The sequence below is a fragment of the Streptomyces anthophorae genome (assembly GCF_049310305.1).
In the GTDB taxonomy this organism is placed as follows: Bacteria; Actinomycetota; Actinomycetes; order Streptomycetales; family Streptomycetaceae; genus Streptomyces.
Map to the genome: position 1 here is coordinate 1,267,416 of NZ_JBLWQQ010000001.1, position 22,337 is coordinate 1,289,752.

General features: G+C 71.3%; 22 protein-coding genes. 4 read left to right on the plus strand and 18 right to left on the minus strand.

The window, feature by feature from the left end:
* The first annotated feature begins 133 nt into the window (after positions 1-133).
* The 3 genes from ACNYS0_RS05595 to ACNYS0_RS05605 are packed head-to-tail and all read left to right on the plus strand — an operon-like array spanning position 134 to position 3,244.
* Positions 134-544, plus strand: a complete 411-nt coding sequence (locus ACNYS0_RS05595; protein WP_422471540.1) for a hypothetical protein — start codon at positions 134-136, stop codon at positions 542-544.
* Complete coding sequence (locus tag ACNYS0_RS05600) at positions 541-2,715, plus strand: tetratricopeptide repeat protein (protein ID WP_422471541.1); 2,175 nt, start codon at positions 541-543, stop codon at positions 2,713-2,715. Before ACNYS0_RS05595 ends, ACNYS0_RS05600 begins: the two co-directional genes overlap by 4 nt.
* A gap of 37 nt (positions 2,716-2,752) precedes the next feature.
* A complete protein-coding gene (locus tag ACNYS0_RS05605) occupies positions 2,753-3,244 on the plus strand; it encodes a flavin reductase family protein (RefSeq protein WP_422471542.1) in 492 nt (163 codons plus the stop codon).
* Between the two features lie 46 nt (positions 3,245-3,290).
* On the opposite strand, the gene ACNYS0_RS05610 is transcribed toward ACNYS0_RS05605, so the two are convergent.
* From ACNYS0_RS05610 to ACNYS0_RS05630, 5 genes are all read right to left on the minus strand, one after another.
* Positions 3,291-4,352: a zinc-binding dehydrogenase gene (locus tag ACNYS0_RS05610; RefSeq protein WP_422471543.1), complete on the minus strand. Its 1,062-nt coding sequence runs from the start codon at positions 4,350-4,352 to the stop codon at positions 3,291-3,293.
* 88 nt (positions 4,353-4,440) lie between these two features.
* Positions 4,441-5,076: a GNAT family N-acetyltransferase gene (locus ACNYS0_RS05615; RefSeq protein WP_422471544.1), complete on the minus strand. Its 636-nt coding sequence runs from the start codon at positions 5,074-5,076 to the stop codon at positions 4,441-4,443.
* Between the two features lie 128 nt (positions 5,077-5,204).
* Positions 5,205-5,711, minus strand: coding sequence for a hypothetical protein (locus ACNYS0_RS05620; RefSeq protein ID WP_422471545.1), 507 nt, complete (start codon positions 5,709-5,711; stop codon positions 5,205-5,207).
* Complete coding sequence (locus ACNYS0_RS05625) at positions 5,708-6,394, minus strand: RNA polymerase sigma factor (protein WP_422471546.1); 687 nt, start codon at positions 6,392-6,394, stop codon at positions 5,708-5,710. Before ACNYS0_RS05625 ends, ACNYS0_RS05620 begins: the two co-directional genes overlap by 4 nt.
* Before the next feature lie 22 nt (positions 6,395-6,416).
* Entirely contained in the window at positions 6,417-6,857 is a 441-nt protein-coding gene (locus ACNYS0_RS05630) for an LAETG motif-containing sortase-dependent surface protein (RefSeq protein WP_422471547.1), read from the minus strand.
* A gap of 252 nt (positions 6,858-7,109) precedes the next feature.
* Between ACNYS0_RS05630 and ACNYS0_RS05635 the strand changes: the two genes are divergently transcribed.
* Entirely contained in the window at positions 7,110-7,253 is a 144-nt protein-coding gene (locus tag ACNYS0_RS05635) for a hypothetical protein (RefSeq protein WP_422413703.1), read from the plus strand.
* Between the two features lie 43 nt (positions 7,254-7,296).
* On the opposite strand, the gene ACNYS0_RS05640 is transcribed toward ACNYS0_RS05635, so the two are convergent.
* From ACNYS0_RS05640 to ACNYS0_RS05700, 13 genes are all read right to left on the minus strand, one after another.
* A complete protein-coding gene (locus ACNYS0_RS05640; protein ID WP_422471548.1) occupies positions 7,297-7,743 on the minus strand; it encodes a hypothetical protein in 447 nt (148 codons plus the stop codon).
* The gene (locus ACNYS0_RS05645; protein WP_422471549.1) at positions 7,740-8,615 is read right to left on the minus strand and encodes a helix-turn-helix transcriptional regulator; all 876 of its coding nucleotides are present in this window, start codon (positions 8,613-8,615) and stop codon (positions 7,740-7,742) included. The genes ACNYS0_RS05640 and ACNYS0_RS05645 overlap by 4 nt, the downstream gene beginning before the upstream one ends.
* Positions 8,616-8,702: 87 nt before the next feature.
* Positions 8,703-9,632: a calcium-binding protein gene (locus tag ACNYS0_RS05650; protein ID WP_422471550.1), complete on the minus strand. Its 930-nt coding sequence runs from the start codon at positions 9,630-9,632 to the stop codon at positions 8,703-8,705.
* Positions 9,633-9,805: 173 nt separating this feature from the next.
* Positions 9,806-11,794 carry an acyl-CoA dehydrogenase family protein gene (locus ACNYS0_RS05655; RefSeq protein ID WP_422471551.1) on the minus strand — a complete coding sequence of 663 codons (1,989 nt, stop codon included), beginning with the start codon at positions 11,792-11,794 and terminating at the stop codon, positions 9,806-9,808.
* Positions 11,795-11,905: 111 nt separating this feature from the next.
* Positions 11,906-12,424 (minus strand): DUF5994 family protein, encoded by a 519-nt coding sequence (locus ACNYS0_RS05660; protein ID WP_422471552.1) that lies wholly within the window; start codon positions 12,422-12,424, stop codon positions 11,906-11,908.
* Between the two features lie 140 nt (positions 12,425-12,564).
* The gene (locus tag ACNYS0_RS05665; protein ID WP_422471553.1) at positions 12,565-12,900 is read right to left on the minus strand and encodes a MerR family transcriptional regulator; all 336 of its coding nucleotides are present in this window, start codon (positions 12,898-12,900) and stop codon (positions 12,565-12,567) included.
* A gap of 414 nt (positions 12,901-13,314) precedes the next feature.
* Positions 13,315-13,944, minus strand: a complete 630-nt coding sequence (locus tag ACNYS0_RS05670) for a biotin transporter BioY (protein WP_422471554.1) — start codon at positions 13,942-13,944, stop codon at positions 13,315-13,317.
* A 134-nt stretch (positions 13,945-14,078) separates the two neighbouring features.
* Positions 14,079-16,073, minus strand: coding sequence for an acetyl/propionyl/methylcrotonyl-CoA carboxylase subunit alpha (locus tag ACNYS0_RS05675; RefSeq protein ID WP_422471555.1), 1,995 nt, complete (start codon positions 16,071-16,073; stop codon positions 14,079-14,081).
* A gap of 7 nt (positions 16,074-16,080) precedes the next feature.
* Positions 16,081-17,685 carry a carboxyl transferase domain-containing protein gene (locus tag ACNYS0_RS05680; protein ID WP_422471556.1) on the minus strand — a complete coding sequence of 535 codons (1,605 nt, stop codon included), beginning with the start codon at positions 17,683-17,685 and terminating at the stop codon, positions 16,081-16,083.
* Positions 17,682-18,962: an MFS transporter gene (locus ACNYS0_RS05685; RefSeq protein WP_422471557.1), complete on the minus strand. Its 1,281-nt coding sequence runs from the start codon at positions 18,960-18,962 to the stop codon at positions 17,682-17,684. Before ACNYS0_RS05685 ends, ACNYS0_RS05680 begins: the two co-directional genes overlap by 4 nt.
* Before the next feature lie 16 nt (positions 18,963-18,978).
* A complete protein-coding gene (locus ACNYS0_RS05690) occupies positions 18,979-20,190 on the minus strand; it encodes an 8-amino-7-oxononanoate synthase family protein (RefSeq protein WP_422471558.1) in 1,212 nt (403 codons plus the stop codon).
* A 57-nt stretch (positions 20,191-20,247) separates the two neighbouring features.
* Positions 20,248-21,063 carry a 3-hydroxybutyryl-CoA dehydrogenase gene (locus tag ACNYS0_RS05695; protein ID WP_422482465.1) on the minus strand — a complete coding sequence of 272 codons (816 nt, stop codon included), beginning with the start codon at positions 21,061-21,063 and terminating at the stop codon, positions 20,248-20,250.
* A gap of 362 nt (positions 21,064-21,425) precedes the next feature.
* Entirely contained in the window at positions 21,426-22,262 is an 837-nt protein-coding gene (locus tag ACNYS0_RS05700; protein WP_422471559.1) for a helix-turn-helix transcriptional regulator, read from the minus strand.
* Positions 22,263-22,337 lie beyond the last annotated feature (75 nt).

Consider the following 22,337-nt stretch of genomic DNA (forward strand, 5'->3'; position numbering starts at 1 on the left):
GGCACACTCCGCAGCAGGCGGCATTCTCGACCTGAAGCGTGGAACATAGGCAGTGCCCTGCACCCGCCCGGCCCGGCGGGCACTTCTGGATACCCTGGATCACCAGTAACGTTCGTTCCCAGGGGGAGAGTTCATGGATCCGGAGATAGTCGCGCTTGCAGGGACGGCAGGCACGACCCTGGTCGGGCTGCTGACGACCGAGGCCTGGCAGCGGGCCAGGGACGGTGTCACCGCGTTATGGCGTCGGGCCGAACCCGCGCGCGCCGACGCGATCTCCGCCGAGCTGGAGGTGACCAGGGAGGACCTGCTGGCCGCGCGGAACGACGGCGACGCCGAGTCCCGCGACGAGTTGGGCACCGAGTGGCAGGGGCGGATCCGGCGACTGCTCGCGGCACATCCCGAGGAGGCCCACGCCCTGCGCGCACTCGTCGAGGAGCTGAGCCCCCTCGCACCTGACACCCCGTCGGTCACCCAGCACGCCACCGCCTCCGGGCACGCCCGCGTCTACCAGGCGGGCCGCGACCAGCACTTCGACGGCCGATGAGCAGCGCCAACGACGCACGGGCCGACGGATACGGCCGCGTCTACCAGGCCTCCGGTGACCAGCACATCGTCGAGCACCATCATCACGCCCCCGAGTGGTCCGGTCCCGACTCCGTGCGCCACCCGGCCGTCGGGCGCGCACCCGTCACACTCCGGGACCGCGTGGGCGAGATGGACCGGCTGCGCGCCGCGGTCGAGCCGGGCGTCGGCAACGGCGTCTACGTCCTGCACGGCCTGGGCGGCTGCGGCAAGACCGCCGTGGCGTACACGCTCTTCCGGTACGCCACCGAGCAGGCCGGCCGCATCGGGCTCTGGGTCAACGCCTCCGACCCGGCCTCACTGCGCTCCGGCATGCTCGCCGTCGCCGCCGACCGGGGCGCGACCGACGCCGAACTCACCGGCGCGCGCGGTGGCCTGCGCCCCGCGGCCGACCTCGTCTGGCACTATCTCGACCGCTCGAGCGAGCCCTGGCTGCTCGTCCTCGACAACGCCGACACCCCGGCGATCCTGCGCGCCGGAGGGTGGCTGCGAACGAGCCCCGCGGGCATCGTCGTCGTCACCACCCGCCAGGCCGCGACCCACTGGTGGCCGGGTGCTGAACTGCTCCAGTTCGGCGTTCTGCCGCGCCAGGACGCCGCCCTCGTCCTCCAGGACATCGCTCCCCACGCCGGTACGCTCGACGACGCCGCGGAGGTCGCCGACCGTCTCGGACACCTCCCCCTGGCACTCACCCTCGCCGGCGGCTTCCTCGCCCACCAGGTCATCGACCCCTGGAGCCTCGCCGACTACCGTCGACGGCTCGACGGCGATACGGATCCCGACACCGGCCCCGCCGCTTCGTTCGGCGCGGTCGACGAGACCCACTTCGACCCCCGGTATCTGCTCAACAGCACCTGGCAGCTCTCCCTCGACTCCCTCACCGCCCAGGGGCTTCCGGAGGCGACACCGCTGCTGCGGCTGCTCTCCTGCTGGGCGGGCGATCCCCTCCCGCTCAAGCTCCTCGCCCGCGCCGAACTCGGCACCCAACTGCACGGTTCCCGCGTCGAGTCCGCCCTGCGCGGGCTCCTCGACCACTCGCTCACCGAGCTCGTGCCGGGGCAGGTGCGCTGCCTGCGCGTACACGGAATCCTGCTGGACAGCGTCGCGCACGCGACCCCCGACGACGAGCGGGAGCAGCTCGCCGCGACGGCCGCCCGCCTGCTGCTCGCCATGCTTCCGGAGGTGCCGGAGCGCGGGGCGCAGGATCCCGCGGTGCTCCTGCTCGCTCCCCATGTCATGGCGCTGCTGCGGCGTGTGACGCGCTGGGGCACCAGCTCGTCCACGGTCGAGAGCGCGGCCGACTGTGCCCACCGGCTGGTCGTCGCGGTGCACAGGTCGGGCGACTACGCGTCGGCGCTCACGTTGGCGACCGACGCCGTCGCCCTCGCCACCGAGGTCCTGCCCGCCGACGACGCGAGTGTGCTCCGGCTCCGCCTGCGCGTGGGCCGTGCGCTGTTCCGCCTCGGCCGCTTCGAGGAGTCGGAGGCCCTGTACCAGGAACTGCGTTCGCAGTGCGAGAGGGCGCTGGGGCCCGATGCTCCCGAGACCTTGGACGCATCCTCCCAGGTGGCCGGCCCGCTCGCCAATCTCGGCCGGATCCAGGAGGTGCCACCGCTTCAGCGACGGGTCGTCCGGGTCCGTGAGGAAACGCTCGGGAGACAACACCCGCTCACGTTGATGGCGCGGTCCGCCTACATGGAGATCGCGGCAAACCCCGGCATGGTCGGCCATCCGGAACAGGCCGACATGATCGCCATCGGACCCGAACTCCTTGCGGACTGTTACCGCACCCTCGGGGAGCACCACCCGCTGACTCTCACCGCTGAGCTCAATTTCGCCGCAAGTCTCTTCTGCGCGAGCCAACACACCGAGGCTCTGCCCCACGCGCTCAAGGCACTGGCCGGATACGAGCGGATCTTCGACCCGGACTACCCCCTGGTGCTGAACTCGCGCCATGCGCTCGGCAGGATCCTGACAGCCCTGGGTCGGCATTCCGAAGCGATCGAGCAGGGCGAGGTCCTCGTGGCCGGCCGCCTCCGGGTGCTCGGCCCGGACCATCCCTGGACACGTACCGCCCAGGACCTCCTCGCCCGGTGCCGGGAGGCGAACACGTCGAGTCCGGCGGAAGATTGACCGGTGTGCTTGCCGACCCGAGGGAGATGTTGCCGCCATGCCGCCTGTCGCGGATGCCTTCGTGGATCATCTGGACCCGGAACTGTGCGTCGTCACCGCCGAGGCGGACGGCGAGCGGGCGGGCTGCCTGGTCGGCTTCGCCTCCCAGTGCTCGATCCGCCCCGTCCGCTACGTGGTGTGGCTGTCGAAGGCCAACCGGACGTACGGGATCGCCCGCCGCGCCGACCACCTCGCCGTACACCTGCTGGGACACGAACAGTACGCACTGGCGCGGCTGTTCGGCGGCGAGAGCGGCGACCAGGTGGACAAGTTCGCGACCGTCGACTGGAGCCGAGGGCCGCACGGAACCGTGGTGCTCGGGGCGGCCCGGGCCTGGCTCGTGGGCCGCGTGGTGGATCACCTCGACGGGGGCGACCACGTGGGCTTCGTCCTCGCCCCGGAGGCCGCGGACACCGGCAACGCGCCCGGCCGGCAGCCGTTCAGGCTCTCCGACGCCGAGGACATCACGCCGGGCCACCCGGTCGACTGAGCACAGCTGCCGCCCACCCCGGTGCTGCCGCATCAGACGTGGTGTGTCAGCTGGTTGGCTGCGACCCATCATGCTCACCCTGCGGGCACAGCACGGTGATTCCCGAGCCTCGGGCGGCGGCGTCCTCGGCGAACAGCAGCCGTGCGGCCTCGTCCATGCCGACCGCGCGCGTCACGAGATCGGCAGGCCGCAGCACCGCACGCTCGACCAGGTCGAGCAGTTCCGGGTAGTGGCTCGCCGCCATGCCGTGGCTGCCCAGGACATCGAGTTCCCAGGCCAGCACGCGGTCCAGCGGAACCGCAGGGGGCGGCCCCGCCAGGAGACCGATCTGCACATGGCGTCCCCGCCGGCGCAGCGACCGGATGCTCATGTCGATCACCTCGGACGCCCCCACCGCGTCCACGGCGACATGGGCTCCGCCTCCGGTGAGCTCCACGATCTCCGCGACCGTGCTGTCCGAGACGTTCAGTACGTGTTCGGCTCCGGCCTTGGCCGCGAGCTCCAGTGCCTCGGCGGAACGGTCGATCGCGATCGGCCGCGCGCCGAGCGCGACGGCGATCATGATGGCGCTGAGCCCGACTCCCCCGGCCCCGAAGACGGCCACCCACTCCCCGGCCCGCACCCGACCGCGCGCGGACACGGCCCGATAGGCGGTGGCGAACCGGCAACCGAGACTGGCGGCCGCGGCGTCCGAGACGGACGGCGGTACGGCAACCAGGTTCGTGTCGGCGGCCCGCACGGCGACCAGCTCGGCGTGCGAACCCTGGTGGGTGAAGCCGGGTTGCGTCTGGTCGGGGCAGACCTGCGCGTTCCCGTCCTTGCACCACTCGCAGGTTCCGCACCCGTTGACGAAGGGGGCGGTCACCCGGTCGCCCACGGACCAGTCCCGTACGTCCGCCCCCACGGCCTCGATCCGGCCGACGAACTCGTGTCCGGGGATCTGAGGCAGCGTCACCGTGTCGTCGTGGCCCGCCCAGGCGTGCCAGTCGCTGCGGCACAAGCCGGAGGCCGCGACGCGCACGACGGCGCCGTCGTCCGGAACCCGCGGGTCGGGAACCGTCTCGACGGCGACGGGGCCGCCGAAGCGGTGGTAACGCAGCGCCTTCACTTCTCTGCTCCTCCAGCAGGCCGAACCACTTCGCCGCACGGTATCCGCTGCTGAGGGCCGCGGCCCAGCCTGCCCCGCGACAAGCGCGTCAGGGCCGATAGATGCACTCCGCCAACGTGGAGTGCTTCTTCCAACCGAGCGTCTCGTACAGCGCGCGTCCGGGGTCCGTCGCACCGAGAACGCCCGTGCCCGCTCCCCGGGCCAGCGCCTGATCCGCGAGTGTGCGCATGACGAAGCTGGCGAGCCCACGGCGCCGGTGGGACTCGCTGGTCACGATCCGGTCCATCACCGCGGCCTCTCCGATGACGGCCGCCTGTCCTTGGGCTGCCGTCATGCCCGCCGCGTCCACCACACGCGCGCAGAGCACACCGTCGACGTGGTCCACGGACACGGTGTAACCCTCCGGTGGCCGCGGCCCGGTGGCCATGAGGTCGATCGCCATCAGGTGACCGGTCTCCTCCCAGGCCACCACCCACCCGGGAGTGAGCCAGGGTTCGACGTCCTCGGGCTCGGCGGGCATCTTCATCCACGTCCGCGGGACGGCCACCGAGGCGGCGGCGCTGCGCACCATCGCTTCCTCCGCCTCCGGAAGGACGTGACGCCCCACTTCGGCCGGGTTGTCGGCCACCTCGATGTAGTACCCCCAGGGGTGCTCGACCGGTGCCGGTGTCCGCCGTGACACCGCCCAGCCGGCCACCCATGTCCTGACCGTGTCCGAAAGCATGTGCCCTCCTGTCGTGGGGTCCGCATCGACGGCTCTCGTCATACTCACTGGGCCGAGTGGATTCTTACGCACCCGTGCCAAGTAAGGAACCCATCGCACAGTCGACACTTACATAGTGGCCGAATTTCTCACTCCGGCGTGCTCGGGCGGGCCGTGGGACGCTCGCCGCCCGTCGCGGCCGGGGACTCGGTGGACGGGGACGACGTGGGCGGGGACGAGGCGGATGGAGTGGAGGCGGACGGAATCGCGGTGGACGGCGCCGCCGGAGTCGGGACCGCCGAGCTGGACGGTGCCGACGGCGAAGGGCTGGGCGTCGGGCGGTGGTTGGGGGCGGTCGGGGACGAGGGCGCGGCGGGCGGCACCGGGGTGCGGTTCGGGGCCGGGTCCGGGGCCAGCGCGACGTAACCGACGGCCAGGGCCGCGGCGGTGGCGAGTCCGGCGGCCGGGAGGGCGAAGCGCCGGCCGAGGCCGCGGAGTCGAGGCAGTCGGCGCAGGTGCGGGCCGGGCGGCCCGGCCGGGCGCAGGGCTCGTACGGTGATGCTGTCGGCGCGGACGGCGAGTGCCTCGCGCAGCCGTTGCTCCACCGGGCGTTCGGCATGGTCCACCGGGCGGGCGGGTGGCGTGCGGGGAGTCATGTCCGGCCCTCCAGGAGCTTTTCCAGTGCGTCCAGGGCGCGGCTGGCGTTCGACTTCACGGCGCCTTTGCTGATGCCGAGGGTGGCGGCTATCTCGGCCTCGCTGAGGTCGGCCCAGTAGCGCAGGACGAGGACTTCGCGGCGGCGCGGCGTGAGCCGGGTCAGCGCGGCGAGGACCTCGCGGTGTGCCTCGTCGAGGACGACGGAGTCCTCCGCCGACGGGGCTTCACCGGCCGGTGGCGGGGTCCACGCCCGGGCCGTACGGCGGCGACGCAGCACGGACCGTGCGGTGTTGACGACCGAAGTGCGCAGGTAGCCGAGGGCGTTGTCCACCTCCGTGATGTGTTCGCCGTGGCGGCGGTAGAGGGCGGTGAACGCGTCCTGCACGACGTCCTCGGCGGTGGCCAGGTCGTCCACGAGCAGCACCGCGAGGCGCACCATGCGCAGCCGGTGCGCGTGGTAGAGCTCGCCGACGGTGGGTGGCCGGTCGAGATGCGGGGGTGGGAACGAGGCCGCGGCCCGGCCCGGCGCGTCGGTGGCCGGGCCGGGTGCCCCTTCGAGAGTGGACCGGTCGCGTCGCAGCAGCCCACGCAGCACATCCCGCCAGCCCGGACGGACGCGGCCGTAAGGGAGGGTGAACGGCCGTGGTGGCGGGGCGGGTTCGGTGACTGCGGGGGTGTGCACAGGGTTCCTCGGGTCTGCTGCGTCAGCGGTGCGAGCGGCGGCGTACGGCGAAGAGGGTGCCCGCGCCGGCTGCGACGAGCACGGCGGCCCCGGCGCCCAGGACGGTGGTGGCCGTGTCCGAGGACCCAGTATGTGCGAGCTCGTCATCGGCGGGGGCGGGCGCGGGGGTTCCCGGCTTGGTGGGGACGGGCGAGGGTGTGTCGGTCCGAGTGGGGGCGGCACTCGGCACCGCTGAGGAGGCTGCGTCACCTTCGCCGCCCGGGGCGGCGGGCGCGGCCGATGGGGGCTCGCTCGTGGCCGGCGTCGGGACGCTGCTGGCGGACGCCGAGGGCGCCGGGCTCGGCTTCTCGGTGGTGGCGGCCGCGGGCACCGGCGTGGCGTGGGCGACGGGGATCGCGGACAGGGCGGCCAACAGGCCGGTGGCCACGACGGCACTGCGTACAGCGGGAACAAGGTGGTTCACGGGAGCACTCCACGGTCGGGGTGAAGGATGCCGGACGGCACCCTTCACCCCCACACGACGCGCGAACCCGGATCAGGTTGCCGAGGCGGCGGAAGAATCTTCCTCCCGGCATCCGTACGCTCCCGGCTTCCGCGTCGACGCGGCGTTCGACCGCACCGCCTTCGTGTTCCGGACCGCTTCCCGGGTAGCTGTAGCGAGAGCGAGGACGCAGAGTCGCGAGCCTTGTCGAACGACGGACACCACGGAGGCGTCATGGCCGGCATTCTCGACCGGATCAAGCGGTACAGCCGCAGCCCGCAGGGCAGGAGGGCGATCGCGACCGCGCGCAGGACGGCATCGGACCCCCGCAAGCAGGCCCAGGCCCGCGCGTGGCTCGCCCGGCTGCGCCGCCGCTGAGCGCGGTCGCCGCGGCGATCGGATGCGGGGCCCGGTCATACGATCAGCGGGGGCAGATGTACGTCGGCGGTTCCGTGGGTGTCGTGACCCAGTCACCGGTCACGGTGCCGCTGTTGCGCCACTGCACGTAGACCTTCGCGCGGACGCTCTTACGTGCCGACGAGCCGCACGAGTACGTGGCGGTGCGCGCGACGTCCTGGTCGGGCTCCCAGGCGTCGGCCGGCATCTCGTCACGCAGGAGTGTCCAGTTGCCGTTCAGGTTGTACTCGAGCCGCACATCGATGACCTGGACGTCGTAGTTGGTGCCTCCGGCGGTGTCGGTCACCCGGCCGTGCGCGTTGAAGACGCCGGTGGACGGCATCTCGACGTTGGCGCAGCGGACGACCGCCGAGCCCTCGCAGTTGTTCCTGATCTGCGCGGCGGACGCCGGTGCGGCGGTCAGCAGGGTCGTCCCGAACGCGGTGCCGACGACGGCCGTCAGGCCGCTCATGAGTTTTCCGTGTCTTCGCATGGCAGGAGACTGTCGGGCGCCGTCGGCGGAAGATTGCAGCATCCTGCAGCCGAAGACGGTTGCGGTCCGGAAGCGAGTCGGCTCAGGCGCTCGCTGAGCCGGAACCCCGCCACGAAGCGGGTCGGGGCGTCGAGGAGGTCGAGGATCACGGCGACCTCCGTGCGGACCGTGCGCACGCTCAGTTCGAGCCGGCGGGCGATCTGCTCGTCCGACGAGCAGATGAGCAGGAGCGCGACGACGCGGCGCTGGCGTTCGGTGAGGCCGTCGGCGGGTGGCTCCTCGGCGGCACACGGGTACGTCGTCGCACGCACGGCGTCCCAGTAGTGGCGCGCGGCAGCCATGCACGCGGCGTCCCGGACGCCGATGACGGTCGTCAGGTTGCGGACGGTGGGCCCCTCGAGGAGCACCTCGACCCCGTCGACGATCTTCATCTCCAGTGGCCCGTAGCCGAAGAAGTACACCTCCGGGTCCTCGCCGGACAGCACGAGCCGCACGTCCGGGCCCAGCGCGTCGCGGTGCCACACGCTGACCATCCGGAGGCCGGCGTTCATCGCGAACGCGTTGTTCGGGAGGCTCACGGCGAGTCGCTCCACGGAACCGCCCGGCTTGACTGAGTCGAGGGTGCGCCAGGCCGGGAGTTCGCGGGCGAGATTCCGGTTGATCTCCTGCCCGCCTCGCCCGAGGAGACGTGCGGCGACCGGCTGCCCGCGCTCCATCGCCCGGACCACCCGCAGCCGTTCGGCCTCCAGGCGCGTCATCGCCTCCGTCACCCGCAGCCGCGCCGGTCCGGAGAACGGCACGGCATCGGCGAACACCGAGAAGTCCTGTTCAGGCAGTGCGCGCTGGTCCACCGTTCTCCCTCCGGTACACCGGCAGGCACCGGACGAGCGTGGGTCCTTCGCCACGCTCGCCCGGTGCGGTCGGCCGGATCGGCGGGGTCAGCGCACGTCCACGCAGTCACCGGTGGCGGTGACCGGCGGGGTGGTGGTGGTGCCCTCGAACTTGTAGCGGTAGCAGCGGTCGGTGGTGGCGGTGCGCGTCTGCTTCTCGACGCCCGCCAGGCTGCCGGTGCCGGTGCTGTGGCTGCTGGTGGTGGCGTACGAACCGGTCAGCGAACGCTCCTGGAGGCGGACGGTCTGCTGGGTGTAGCCCGCGTACTTGTGGGTGTCCCAGTTGGCGCGCTCCAGCTTGCCGGTGATCGTGATCGTCTTGCCCTTGGCGACGGGCTCGGGGGCCGCGTTGTTGCTCAGCCGGGACCAGCGCTTGAGGTACCAGGTCTTGGCGTTGTCGGTGTCCACGTCGGTGATCGCGTCGGTGACCGCCCAGAGGTCGATCTTCCAGGCTCCGGCGTCCTCGTTCTTCAGGTCGCCCTGGGGGTCGATCTTGAAGGTGGCCTTGCAGCTGTACGTGGTGTCGCCGGACTGAACGCAGGGGTCGGTGTCCGCGGAGAACTCCTCGGAGTTGATGAACTGCTTCAGTCCGTCTTCGCGGTCGGTGCCGCGCCAGATCGACGCGTTGCTGCCGTAGAGCGTCGACCCGCCGTCGATCGTCCACTTCACGGTGATCGTCTGCGTGTTCGTCGTTCCGACGCGGGCGCTGTTGCCGCCGTCGACGGTGATGCCGGAGACGACGGTGGCGTCGGCGGCGCTCGCGGCCAGGGTTCTCGCCTTGGGCGCGGCGTCCTTCGCCGCCGACGCGTCGGCGGCCGCGGCCTTGCTCTGCTCCAGCGCCTCGGCCGCACCGGTCCCGCCCGCCGTCGCGGACGGCGTGACGAGCAGGCCGACGGCGAGCCCGGAGGCGGCCAGTGCGCCGACGCCCAGGGTCACCTTCTTGCCGGTCGTCAACTTCTTGCGGGAGTGCTGGGACATGAGGAGGCTCCGATATCGACTGTCGACGGGCGGGCGCGGGTCATGAACGGGCGGACCCACATCACGCACGGCCGCGGCGGCCGCACAGTCTTGATCGGCGATGCGGCGAAATAGTTGTACGCGCGGGACAGTTGAGGCCTGTGAGGTGCGTCACGGCCCGCGGGGGCCGCGGGTCAGCCCACCAGGTCCGGGGAGCGCAGCATCTCCGGCGGAATGCCCCACGCGTCGACGAGGTCGACCGCGAGCGGCCTGATCTTCCGGCACAGGTTGTTGATCTCACGGCTGATCGTCTTGGAGCGCTGCACGGTCAGCCGGCCGTGCTCCATGAACCACGCCCGGTCGGACTCGATCGTGGACAGGGCGAACAGGTCGCAGACCAGCCCCAGGGCAGCCTTGTTGCCGGCATCCTCGTCGTCGGGCAGCGAACGCAGCTTGTCCACGAACGCCTCGAGCACCAGCCGCTCGACGTGCGCACGCGCCACCGAGATCACGTGATCCTGTACGTGCGAGAAGACGGCACCCGGATCGCGCCCCTCGTCCACCCCACGCTTGAGCCGCCGGGCCAGGGAGGCGAGCATGTGCTCCTCACGGAACCGGACCATGGCGAGCTGGTAGTCCGGGTCGAGCAGCCCGGCCTCCTGGTCCCACTCGTCGCCACCGGGCAGCAGGTCGCGCACGCGTTCCAGCAGCTTGTGCACGGACGTCTTCTCGATGACCGTCTCCACGGCCTGGCCGGTCACGAACCGGACCATGCCGAGCTGGTCGAGGTCCTCGAACTCGTGCGCGTAGTTGGTGAGGAGCCCCTTGGCCACGAGTTGCAGCAGGACGTGGTTGTCGCCCTCGAACGTGGTGAAGACGTCGCTGTCGGCCTTGAGCGCGGCGAACCGGTTGACGGCGAGGTATCCGGCGCCGCCGCACGCCTCGCGGCACTCCTGAATGGTCCGCGTCGCGTGCCAGGTGCCCAGCGCCTTCGTGCCGGCGGCCCGTGACTCCAGCTCCCGCCGGGCCTGCCCGTCGTCGCCCCGGTCACCCGACCGGGGTGCGGAGAAGACCTCGTGCAACCGGGTGCGCACCACGTCCTGGGCGAAGTGCAGGGCGTACGTGCGGGCGAGCAGCGGCAGCAGGCGCCGCTGGTGCATCCCGTAGTCGAGCAGCAACTGTTCCTCGCCGCCCTCCGACGCCGCCGCCTCGAACTGGCGGCGGCGCACGGCGTACTTCGTGGCGACGGCCAAGGCGACCTTGGCCGCGTTGATGGCGCCGCCGCCGACGCTGACCCGTCCCTGGACCAGGGTTCCGAGCATGGTGAAGAAGCGGCGGCCGGGGTTCTCGATCGGGCTCTCGTACACACCGTCGGGCGTGACATCGGCGAACCGGTTGAGCAGCGCCTCGCGCGGCACTCGCACGCCGTCGAACCACAGGCGGCCGTTGTCGACTCCGTTGAGCCCCATCTTCCGGCCTGCGTCCTCGATCCGTACGCCCGGTGCGGGCGCGCCGTCGACACGGATCGGCACGACGAACGCGTGCACCCCTTCCCGCCTGCCGTCCACCTCCAACTGGGCGAAGACGACGGCCAGTTCGGCATGGCGGGCGGCGTTGCCGATGTAGTCCTTGCGCGCGGCGTCGCCGTGCGTGGTGATCACGAACTCCTGGCTCGCGGTGTCGTACGTCGCGACGGTGCCGAGCGCCTGGACGTTGGAGCCGTGCCCGGTCTCGGTCATCGCGAAGCAGCCCATCAGCTTCCCGGTGATCAGGTCCGGCAGATGGGCCCGGTGGTGGCGCTCGGTGCCGAGGTGCAGGATCGCTCCGCCGAAGAGGCCGAACTGCACGCCCACCTTCACCAGGAGCGACAGGTCGCCGTAGGCGAGTGTCTCGAACGCGGCGATCGACGCGCCGATGTCACCGCCCCCGCCGTACTCCTTCGGGAACCCCATCCCCGTCTGGCCCGTGGCCGCGAGTTCGACCGCGAGCGCGCGCACCCGCTCGCGGAACGCGTCGACGCCGAGCCCTTCGGCCTCTTCGAGGACGGAGGCGTGCGCCGACAGATTCGTCCGCACCAGATCACGGATCTCGGCGTACTCGCCGTCGAGCAGCGCGGTCAGGGCCGGTACGTCGACGGAGGGCGGTACGTAGCCGTCGGAGGCTTGGGGGGCGTTGCTGATCATGCGCCTCTGGTACCCCGTGCGCCCGGGGCGCAAGCGGCCTTCGGCCGGTCGGCGGACGCGACCGTCAAGACATCTCGTAGGCGGCCAACTCCACCCCGCAATGGTGCGAGGTCACAACCGAGGCGTGTATCCGCCCTGCGATTCCCATGTGGCTTCTTCGGCGAGGTACTCCTCGATCCGTGCCAGCATCCGCGGAGCGCTCAGCATGTTCTCGGGGTCGGCGGCAGCGGCCAGCAGTTCGTCGGCCGCCTCGGCCGGCTCGTCGGGCGGAATGACCAGGAGCTCCCAGCGCCCCACCACGCCGCACTCCACGCTGATCACGTGCGCCTTGCCCGGCAGGCGCGCGGTGGCCACCTCGATCACGTGGTCGTGGCCGGGAGCCATCACCCTCCGCGGGGCGGTGCGCCAGCCGTCGGGGTCCACGGTGACATGTGTGACGGCGCCGTCCGACGGCTCCAATGAACCGAGCAGCGCGGGCAGTTCCAGTTCCAGCGAGGAGCAGCGCGGCCACCAGGCCCCGTCGAGCGGGCCGTGGCTGGTGTCCGGCGTCAGCCGCAGCCGGGGCACCGGCATCCGGTAGGTGTGTCCTTCACGCGGGGTTCCGCCGACGGGTGTGGCGATGGCGTCCATGGTCTCGACCGGCAATCCGGGCGCTCGCGCCGCCCGCGTCTCCCACTCGCCGAAACGCGGCGCCGTGGCGGGCGGGCGGACGAAGCCCTCTACACCTTCAGCGTACTCCCGGGTGCGGCCGGGTTCTTGTGCTGTCCTTTTCAGACCGGAGGCTTCTGCCGGCCTTGCTCGCGGAGCTCTTCGTTCATGCGCTGGGCTTCCTCGAGCTGGTCCTCGAGAATGATGATGCGGCAGGCGGCCTCGATGGGCGTGCCGGCATCGACGAGTTCACGGGCGCGGCCGGCGATGCGCAGCTGGTAGCGGGAGTAGCGGCGATGGCCGCCCTCGGAACGCAACGGCGTGATCAGGCGGTGCTCGCCCAGCGCACGCAGGAAAGCGGGAGTGGCCCCGAGCATCTCCGCGGCCCTGCCCATGGTGTAGGCGGGGTAGTCGTCGTCATCGAACTTGTCGGCGGGGCTGGTACTGCGAGCGGGCATAGACCTCTTCTTTCGGGGACGCGTCGAGGGGCCCGGGCGCCACATGGCGCCCGGGCCCCGAGCTTTTAACACCATCTACCGGCTAACTTCACCGGCCTTTTTTCTTCCACAGAACCACCCGGGGGCGGGACTGCGGGGATCGCGACTGCGTGACCGGGGACCACCTTCCAATCCGGGGCCTGCGGTACCCGGGTGGACTCAGTCCGTGCCCGGGCGATCCTGATGGCGCTGTGCTCCTTACCTCTTTCGATCAATCACTTGTACTGACAGGAAACGGCGCTGCCGCGCCCTGTCGGCTTCTGGGCTACACAGAGGACACTAACGCGCCCAGACAGCAATGTCTACTGCGACCGCTGTAGATTTCCTGTACCTCCTGGCGGCGCGACTGTGCCTCCTCCAGTGCGCACATGCCCGTCAACGACGCTCGTCGGTACCGGCGTTGCCCACCCTGCGCCACACCGCGGGGAGCACCCCCATCGCCAGGGCCGCCTTCAGGGCGTCGCCCACCAGATAGGGAGCGGCGCCGAGGGCCAGTGCACGGCCCAGGGAGAGGTGCAGGGACAGCGCGAGGTACGGGACCCCGACGGCGTATACGCAGACGCTGCCCAGGGCCATGACACCGGCCGTCGCGAGCGGGCTGCGGTCGCCGCCGCGGCGGGCCAGGCCGCCGACCACCGCGGCGGCGACCACCAGGCCGACGACATAGCCCAGGGTCGGCGTGGCCGCGCCGGACAGGCCTTCGGCGAACCAGGGCATGCCGCAGACGCCCGCGACGGCGTAGAGGGACAGCGCGAGCGCCCCGCGCCGTGCTCCGAGCGCGATGCCGACCGTCAGGGCGGCGAAGGTCTGTCCCGTCACCGGGACCGGTGACCCGGGCACCGGCACGGCCAACTGCGCGGCGATTCCTGTCAGGGCGGCGCCGCCGAGGACCAGCGCGGTGTCGCGCAGCCGGGCCCGTGCCGCGCTCTCGGCGGGCAGCAGGTCGGCGAGAACCCGTCCTGTCGGCCGCGGTGTCCGCAGCGGGACGGCGGAGGTCGTACTCACGTGAAAGGTGTCCGTTTCTGGGTGTTCGGCGGGGCTGTCGTGCGCGTGTCGGCGCCCGCGACAGCTGGGGGGGGGATGTCGGCCGGCCCGGCGCCGGGGCTCCGGTGGATCCGGAGCCCCGGCGAGCGAGCTCGTCAGGAGTCGGTGTCCTGCTGTTCCTGGGGTGTGATGACCGCGAGGACCTGGTCCGTCGAGACCGAGCCGTGCAGGGTGCACCTGATCTCCTCGACCACGCCCGCGAGCGGGGCCAGGATGCGGTTCTCCATCTTCATGGCTTCTACGACCATGAGTACGGCTCCCTCCTCGACCCGGTCGCCGACCGCGCAGGACAGCGCGACGACCATGCCCGGCATCGGTGAGCGCAGGGTGTTGTCGACGGCCTCGGAGCCGGCCTCGGCCCGGGTCCTCGCGGTCAGGACCGTGCGGCGGCCGTCGATGACCAGCTCGAAGCGGTCCGCGGTGCGCAGGCCGGCCCACCGCCGGTCGCCCACCGTTCCCCGGAACAGGCCCGCGCCGTGTGCCACAAAGACGCGGAAGGGCCTGTCGTGGACCGTGACGTCCGCCGTTCCGCCGTGGACGCCCGTCAGCCGGGCCTCCACGTCCTGGCCTTCGTCGGACAGGGCGATGCGGCCCATCGGGGCGTCGGCGTCCAGGGACCGGCGGTCGAGGGGACCGACCGTGCCGGTCCACGGCGATGCGGGGGCGGCTCCGCTGGGCAGCGGCGGTACGTGCATCGCCGCCGCGCACGCCGCGGCCACGGCCGATGCCCCGCCCCGCCGCGGGGTGTCCGCGACGAACGCGTCGACCAGGTGGGTGTCGACACGCCCCGTGACCACGCGCGTGTCCTCCAACAGGTCGGTCAGGAAACCGAGGTTGGTGGTCAGTCCGACGATCAGCGCGGTGCGGGTCGCGTCGGCCAGCCGCCGCAGCGCCGAGACCCGGTCGGGACCGCGGGCGATCAGCTTGGCGATCATGGGGTCGTAGAAGGCGGGGACCTCGGCGGACGTGTCGAAGGCCGCCTCCACCCGTACGTCGGGTACGCCGACGGGCCACTGCACCACGTGCGCCCGCCCGGGGGCCGGCCGGAACCCCGCGTCCGGGTCCTCGGCGTACACGCGGCACTCCACCGCGTGCCCGGTGGCGGTGATCTCGTGCTGGGCGAGCGGCAGCCGCTCCCCCGAGGCCACACGCAGCTGCCACTCGACGAGGTCGATGCCGGTGATCTCCTCGGTGACCGGATGCTCGACCTGGAGGCGGGTGTTGACCTCGAGGAAGGAGAACCGGCCGTTTGCGTCGAGGATGAACTCGAAGGTCCCGGCGTTCACGTACCCCAGGGCTTCGGCGCCCCGAACCGCCGCTTCCAGCAGGGCCGTTCGGACCTCGGGGGTGATTCCGGCCGCCGGCGCCTCCTCGATGATCTTCTGGTGGCGGCGCTGGAGCGAGCACTCCCGCTCGAAGAGGTGGACCGTGCCGCCGTGGCTGTCGCCGAAGACCTGGACCTCGATGTGTCGGGGGCGGGGCACATAGCGCTCGGCGAGGAGCCGGCCGTCGCCGAAGTTGCCCCGGCCCAGGCGGACCGCCTCGGCCACGGCGTCGGCCATGTCGGCCTCCTCCTCGACGACGCGCATGCCCTTGCCGCCGCCGCCCGCGACGGGCTTGAGGATCACCGGGTAGCCGATGCGGCGGGCGTCCTCGACGAGCAGGTCGGCCGATTCGGTGGCTTCCCTGGAGCCGGGGAGTACGGGAACGCCCGCCTCGGCCATGAGGGAGCGCGCGGTCGCCTTGTCGCCCATGGCCGCGATCGTCGCGGCGTCCGGGCCGACGAAGACCAGACCGGCGTCGGCGACCGCCGAGGCGAACAAGTGGCTCTCGGAAAGGAATCCGTAACCGGGGTGCACGGCGTCACAGCCGGTGCGGAGCGCGGCGTCGACGATCGACTCGATGTGCAGATAGCTGTCGGCGGCGGCCGCCGGGCCGATCCGCACGGACTCGACGGCACCCTCCAGGTGCGGCGCCGAGGCGTCGGCGTCCGAGTACACGGTGACGTACTCGATGTCGAGGCGGCGGCAGGTACGGGCGATGCGCCGGGCGATTTCGCCGCGGTTCGCGATCAAGAGACGTTTCAGCATTTCCTCGTCACATCCTGAACACGCCGAAACGTGTCTCCTGCTCGGGTGCGTCCGCGGCGGTCGCCAGGCACAGCGTCAGCCACTCACGGGTGTCGGCGGGGTCCACCACGGCGTCCACCCACAACCGCGCCGCGTAGTACAGCGGGTGGGACTGCTTCTCGTAGGTCTCGATGATGGGCCGCTTGATGGACTCCTCCTCCTCGGCGGAGAGGGTCTTTCCTTCCTTGGCGAGCTGGTCGCTGCGGATCAGCGCCATCACCGTGGCGGTCTGCTCGGCGCCGACGGCGGTGGACTTGGCGTTCGGCCACATGGCCATCAGGCGCGGTCCCATGGACCTGCCGCACATGGCGAAGTTGCCCGCCCCGAAGCTGCCACCGACGACCAGGCTGAACTTGGGCACCTTGGCGCACGAGACGGCGTTGACGAGCTTCGCACCGTGCTTGGCGATGCCGTCGGCCTCGTAGGCGGCGCCGACCATGAAGCCGTTGATGTTGTGCAGGAAGAGCAGCGGGATGTTCCGCTGGGCGCACAACTCGATGAAGTTGGCGCCCTTCTGCGCGCTCTCCGGGAACAGCACGCCGTCGTTGATCACGACGCCGACGGGGTAGCCGCCGATGTGTCCTGTGCCGCACACGAGGGTGGGGCCGTAGCGGGCGCGGTACTCGGCGAACTCGCTGCCGTCCAGCAGCCGGGCGAGGATCTCGCGGGCCGGGATCGGTTCGCGCAGGTCGGCGCTGAGGATGCCGGGCAGCTCTGCCGGGTCGTACAGCGGCGGCCGGGGCGCCCGTGGCGGCGGAGACACGGGGCCGGGGCCGGTGCGCTGCACGATGTCCCGGACCAGCTCAAGGGCGTGCTCGTCGTTCTCGGCCAGGTGGTCGGCGACGCCGGTGACACGGGTGTGCAGATCCGCTCCGCCGAGGGTCTCCGCGTCGACGATCTCGCCGGTGGCCGCGCGGACCAGTTGGGGACCGCCGAGGAAGATGGTGCCGTTGCCCCGGACGATGACGGCCTCGTCGCACATCGCGGGGATGTACGCGCCGCCTGCGGTGCACGAGCCCATGACGGCGGCGATCTGGGGCAGTCCGAGCGCCGACAGTTCGGCGATGTTCCGGAAGATGCGCCCCAGGTGGTACTCGTCGGGGAACAGGTCTTCTTGCAGCGGAAGGTAGATGCCGCCGGAGTCGACCAGGTAGATGCAGGCCAGGCCGTTCTCCTTGGCGATCTTCTGGGCGCGCAGGTGCTTTTGCACGGTGAGCGGGAAGTACGTGCCGCCCTTCACCGTCGCGTCGTTGGCGAAGATCATGGAGGGTCGGCCGCCGACCACACCGATGCCGGTGATCAGCGCGGCCGAGGGCACCGGCTCGTCGTAGACGTCGTGCGCGACCAGCTGCCCGATCTCCATGAACGGGGTGCCGGGGTCGAGGAGTTGGAAGACGCGTCGGCGGGCGGTGAGCTTGCCGCGTTCGGCGTGCCTGCGGTGGGCGCGGGCGTCCCCGCCGGCGACGGCGGCGGCCCGCGCCTCGGCGATGATCTGCCGCTTGCCCTCGAAGGCACGGGTGTTGCGGTGGAACACCTCTGACGAGGTGTCGATACGGGAGCGAAGAGTCGTCATCGGCTTCTGTTCAGGTTGTCACGGCGTACGAGGACATAGGCCAGGGCGCTGAGCGCGGCGGCGACGCCCGCCCAGGCGAGGTTGGCGTGCAGCAGGGTGGCGAAGGTCGCCACCACACCGGCGATCGACTGGGCGAGGAACCCGCACAGCGCGACGGCGTAGGCGCCGTGGTCCTTCACGGCGCTGACCGAGACGGCCATGCTGCTGGGGAACAGGGCCGACTGCCCGAAGGTGGTGGCGCAGTACAGGGCGGTGAACACCACGAGCGCGGCGGCCGTCGGGACGGAAGGCAGCAGCCACAGGCCGACCATGAGGACACCGGAGGCCGTCATGATGACGGCGCCGATGCGCATCAGGCGGCTCGAACCGGCGGACGCGACAAGCCGGTTGACCATCATCGCGCCGGCGAAGTACGCGAGCCCGAACAGCAGCCCCATGTTTCCGTACGCGTCCACGCCCAGGCCGAAGTGGTCCTGGAAGACGAAGGGCGCGACTTCCTGGAGGAGCACGATCGTGGCGAAGCCGAGTCCGCCGGCGACGGTGGGCAGCAGGAAGGCCGGGACCTTCAGGATGTCCCAGTAGATCCGGACCATGTTGGTCGGCTCGGCGCGGCCCTGCCCGGGCTCCAGCGGCAGCGTCGCCGCGCCGAGCGCACCGAGGGCCCCGAGCACGGCCAGGACGACGAACCCGGCGCGCCAGTCGGCGTAGGTGCCGATCAGACCGCCGAGGAACTGGCCGCCGCCGAGGGCGGTGACAAAGGCGATCGACAGCACCGAGAGCCGGCGGGCGAGGGCGTCGCCGCCGCCGAGGTCGCGTACGAAGATACGGGCGATGATGGCCGCCCCGCCCGCGCCGATGCCCTGCACGCAGCGCAGCACCAGCAGCGCCTCGGCGGAGGAGTTGACCGCCAGCAGGGCGCTGGCGGCGACGAACAGCGCGAGCGCGGCGAGCACCGCGGGCCGCCGCCCGTACCGGGCGGCCGCACGTCCCCACAGCACCACGGGCGCGGCCGCGCCGATGACGAAGAGGGACACGGACAGTGCGGCGAAGCTGCGGGAGACGCCCAGGTCGTGCTGGACCGCGGGCAGGGAGGGCAGGTAGATGGTCGTGGCCATCTGCGCCATGAAGACGAGCAGGCAGCCGACCAGCATCGTGCGCCGCTCGGGCCTGGGCTGCGCCGGCTTGGGCTGCACCGGCTCGGCATGCACCGGCCCGTTCTGCACCGGCTCGGAGGCGGGTGTGTTCGGCGGTGTCCCGGCCGAAGTCGGGCGGGACATGCGAGTGTTCAGGTCCTCAGACATGCAGGTCTCGCAGTTCCTTGAGCTGCCGGGAGAAGTCCTCGATCTCGGCGGCGCTCATGTTCGCGCGGATCATCAGCCGCAGACCGGCCTTGCCGCGGGCGATGACGGGGAAGAAGATCGGGGAGGCGTAGTAGCCGCGCTGGAGCAGGGCCTGCGCGAGGCGGACGGTCGTGTCCTCGGAGCCGATGTCCACGAACCGGATCGGCAGTCCGTCACCGCTCAGCGCGGTCGGGACGAGGCTGTCGAAGAGGTCGACGTTCCGCTGGAGGCGGCGCTGGAGCGCGGGGAGTTCGTCGGAGCGGTGCAGCTCGACCGAGGCGAGGACGGAGCCGAGTCCGGCGGTGTTGATGCGCTGCGACCACATCAGCGGGCCGCCGTTGCGCAGGGCGATGTCGCGCCGCTCCCGCGAGCCCCTGGGGCCGAGGAAGATCGCGCCGCCCGAGGCGCCGAAGCCCTTGTTGAGCGACGTGATGATCAGCGTCCGGTCGTTGATCTGCCCCATGGCCTCCAGGACGGCTCCGCGTCCCCGCTCGCCGACCGTGGAGACCCCGTGGGCCTCGTCGAAGAACAGGAACAGGCCGTACTTCTCCTGCAACCGCAGGAGTTCCTGGACGGGCGCCATCCCGCCGGTGCTGTACACGCCGTCGGCGATGTAGGCGACCTGGGGATGCTGCTTGCAGAGGTCCTCGAGGGCCTCGATGTCGTTGTGCCGGATCGTGGTGAGCGGGGCCTCGTCCGCGACGTTCGGCTTCATGGCGTTGAGGCAGAAGTGCGCGTTCTTGTCGAAGACCATCAGCGGCGGCTCGCCGCCGGTGAGGAGGCCGGAGGCGAGCAGGGGCAGGCTCGCCCAGGCCGCCGCGGCGCAGGAGGCCACGGTCACGGCCTCCACGTCGAACAGTTCCGACATCGCGTCCTCGGCGTCCCGCAGCGCGCCGAAACGGATGCGCATGCGCGACGTCGAGGTGTTGAGGGCGCCTTCGGCCCGTACGGCGTCGATCGCACCCTGGACGAGCTTGGGGTGGGTGTCGAGGCCGAGGTAGGAGTACGAGGACATGTTGACGAACTCGTGGCCGTCGGCGAGCGAGCGGTGGTGTCCGTCGCCGAGGCCGGCCGCGACGATGTCGAACATGCCGGCCTGGGTGGTGGTCTCCCAGAAGTCGTGGCTTATCTTCGCCGATTTCTTCATGTTCATATACGCGTGCATGCGCAGTCTCCTGAAATCCTTGGAATGAATTGAGTGGCGTCCCGGGACGTCACGAAGTCACGCGTACGCGTAGAAGCCGCGGCCGGATTTCCTGCCGAGGAGGCCGGATTCCACCATGCGCGAGAGGAGTGACGGCGGAGCGTAAAGGGGCTCCTTGAATTCCTCGTACAGGGCGGTGGCGGTGGCCGCGACGACATCGAGGCCGATGAGGTCGCACAGCCGCAGGGGCCCCATGGGGTGCGCGCAGCCGCCTTCCATTCCGCGGTCGACGTGCTCGGCCGACGCGAAGCCGGACTCGACCATCCGGACGGCCGCGAGCAGGTACGGGACGAGCAGCGCGTTGACCACGAAGCCGCTGCGGTCCCCGGCGGTGATCGGGTCCTTCTCCAGCGTCCGGGCGACGAAGCCCTCCGCGCTCTCGATGACGCCCGGGGCGGTGAGCAGCGTCGGGATCAGCTCGACGAGCGGCATCGACACGACGGGGTTGAAGAAGTGCATCCCGATCACGCGGCCGGGGTGCGCCGTGGCCCGGGCCAGCCGGGTGATGGTGATCGCCGAGGTCGTCGAGGCCAGGATCGCGTCCGGCTCCACGACCTTGTCGAGCGTGGTGAACAGGTCGAGCTTGAGGGCCTCGTCCTCCGGAACGGCCTCGATCACGAGCCGGCAGTCGGCCAGGTCCGCCAGGTCGGTGGTGACGCGGACCCGGGACAGCGCGGCGTCGCGCTCCGCCCCGGAGAGCCGGCCCTTGGCGACCGCGCGGTCGAGGGACTTCGCGAGCCGCCGGGGCGCGGAGGCCAGCGAGGACTCCCGGGACACGGCGAGCCGGACGTCCAGACCGCGCAGGGCACAGAGCTCGACGATGCCGCCGCCCATGGTGCCCGAACCGACCACGCCGACGGGGTGGCCGGAGAGAGCGGGGCGCACCGCGCGTGTCGCCTTCTCGGCTTCATCGGCTTCCTCGGCCGCGTTGCCGACGGGCCCCTGGGGCGGGGCGATGTCCCAGACACCGTGCCCCAGGAATGACTTCTCGAATTCTGCGAACGCCCGCACTACTGCTCTCCGGATTCTCTTGAAACCGGATGGCTCGAACCGCCCCGGCCTCTCAAGAAAACCGGCAGGCAACTTCGCCCGTCAATGCCTGCCGACCGGCAAAGATCTGCCGGTGCGAATCTGGGCCGACCGGCAAATCTTTGCCGGTCGACGGCTATTGATTTCGAGCTTTTGGCGACGTGTAATCAGTTCTCGTCGGCCCGGGTCGGCGCGACGTCGGCGAGGGCGACGAAGCGCAGTCCCGGGTGGCGGGCGGGCAGCAGCACCTGCGCCTCCACCTCGAACTCCGCGGGCGCGATGTGCGGAAGGCGCAGCCGGAAGCGGTGGCCGTCCCGGTTGCCGACGATGCAGGTGCGCTCGGTCCACATCCGCCCGCAGACGGGGTCCTGGAGGACCTCGTGGAGCAGCTCCGCGAGCCCCGGCTCGTCCGGGCGCTCGGCCATGGAGTAGCGGAGCATGGCCAGATACATGTACGCGTGCTGCTGCCAGTCGACCAGCTGCTCGCGGGCCTCCTGCGTGGTCAGCCCCCACCGGATGAGGTTGGCGGGCCTGTCGAGCACCCACGGGAACCACTCGGCCATGGCGCCGTTGTATCCGACGACGTCCCAGCGGGCGTCGGTCACGTAGGTGGGGCGCGGCATCTGCTGGTCGACCAGCTGCTGGAGAGCGGTCAGGTCCGCCGGGGCGTGCGAGCGGTTCGCGTACGGGGTGCCGCCGAAGGCGTGGAAGTGCAGCGCCGCGCGTTCGTCCGCGTCGAGGCTGAGGGTGTCCGCCAGCCGGGACAGCACGCCTGCGTCCAGGCGCGGGATGGTGCCGCGCTCCAGGTCCCGGTACCAGCGCTCGCTCATGCCGATCTCGGTGGCCACCTCCACCTGGGACAACGGGCCGCCGAGGCCGCGCCGCTGCCCGGCCCGGACCCGCCAGCTCCGCAGCAGGAGGGCGAGCCCCGTCACCCCCGTGGCGACCGCCCCACCGGATTCCCGTCCCGATACGGGCCCGGTAACGACCATCTTGTCCCCCATGTAGCACTTTTCCGTACGCTGTTGCAGAGGCGGTGATGTTACCGGGTACCGCGAGGCACTCAGTGCCATCGCCGG

Excerpts from the sequence above, each read along its gene's own strand:
- ACNYS0_RS05595 (WP_422471540.1), top strand. The coding sequence starts at position 134 with ATGGATCCGGAGATAGTCGCGCTTGCAGGGACGGCAGGCACGACCCTG.
- ACNYS0_RS05600 (WP_422471541.1), top strand. The coding sequence starts at position 541 with ATGAGCAGCGCCAACGACGCACGGGCCGACGGATACGGCCGCGTCTAC.
- ACNYS0_RS05605 (WP_422471542.1), top strand. The coding sequence starts at position 2,753 with ATGCCGCCTGTCGCGGATGCCTTCGTGGATCATCTGGACCCGGAACTG.
- ACNYS0_RS05615 (WP_422471544.1), bottom strand. The coding sequence starts at position 5,076 with ATGCTTTCGGACACGGTCAGGACATGGGTGGCCGGCTGGGCGGTGTCA.
- ACNYS0_RS05620 (WP_422471545.1), bottom strand. The coding sequence starts at position 5,711 with ATGACTCCCCGCACGCCACCCGCCCGCCCGGTGGACCATGCCGAACGC.
- ACNYS0_RS05635 (WP_422413703.1), top strand. The coding sequence starts at position 7,110 with ATGGCCGGCATTCTCGACCGGATCAAGCGGTACAGCCGCAGCCCGCAG.
- ACNYS0_RS05640 (WP_422471548.1), bottom strand. The coding sequence starts at position 7,743 with ATGAGCGGCCTGACGGCCGTCGTCGGCACCGCGTTCGGGACGACCCTG.
- ACNYS0_RS05650 (WP_422471550.1), bottom strand. The coding sequence starts at position 9,632 with ATGTCCCAGCACTCCCGCAAGAAGTTGACGACCGGCAAGAAGGTGACC.
- ACNYS0_RS05655 (WP_422471551.1), bottom strand. The coding sequence starts at position 11,794 with ATGATCAGCAACGCCCCCCAAGCCTCCGACGGCTACGTACCGCCCTCC.
- ACNYS0_RS05660 (WP_422471552.1), bottom strand. The coding sequence starts at position 12,424 with ATGGACGCCATCGCCACACCCGTCGGCGGAACCCCGCGTGAAGGACAC.
- ACNYS0_RS05665 (WP_422471553.1), bottom strand. The coding sequence starts at position 12,900 with ATGCCCGCTCGCAGTACCAGCCCCGCCGACAAGTTCGATGACGACGAC.
- ACNYS0_RS05675 (WP_422471555.1), bottom strand. The coding sequence starts at position 16,073 with ATGCTGAAACGTCTCTTGATCGCGAACCGCGGCGAAATCGCCCGGCGC.
- ACNYS0_RS05680 (WP_422471556.1), bottom strand. The coding sequence starts at position 17,685 with ATGACGACTCTTCGCTCCCGTATCGACACCTCGTCAGAGGTGTTCCAC.
- ACNYS0_RS05685 (WP_422471557.1), bottom strand. The coding sequence starts at position 18,962 with ATGTCCCGCCCGACTTCGGCCGGGACACCGCCGAACACACCCGCCTCC.
- ACNYS0_RS05690 (WP_422471558.1), bottom strand. The coding sequence starts at position 20,190 with ATGCACGCGTATATGAACATGAAGAAATCGGCGAAGATAAGCCACGAC.
- ACNYS0_RS05695 (WP_422482465.1), bottom strand. The coding sequence starts at position 21,063 with ATGGGCGGCGGCATCGTCGAGCTCTGTGCCCTGCGCGGTCTGGACGTC.
- ACNYS0_RS05700 (WP_422471559.1), bottom strand. The coding sequence starts at position 22,262 with ATGGGGGACAAGATGGTCGTTACCGGGCCCGTATCGGGACGGGAATCC.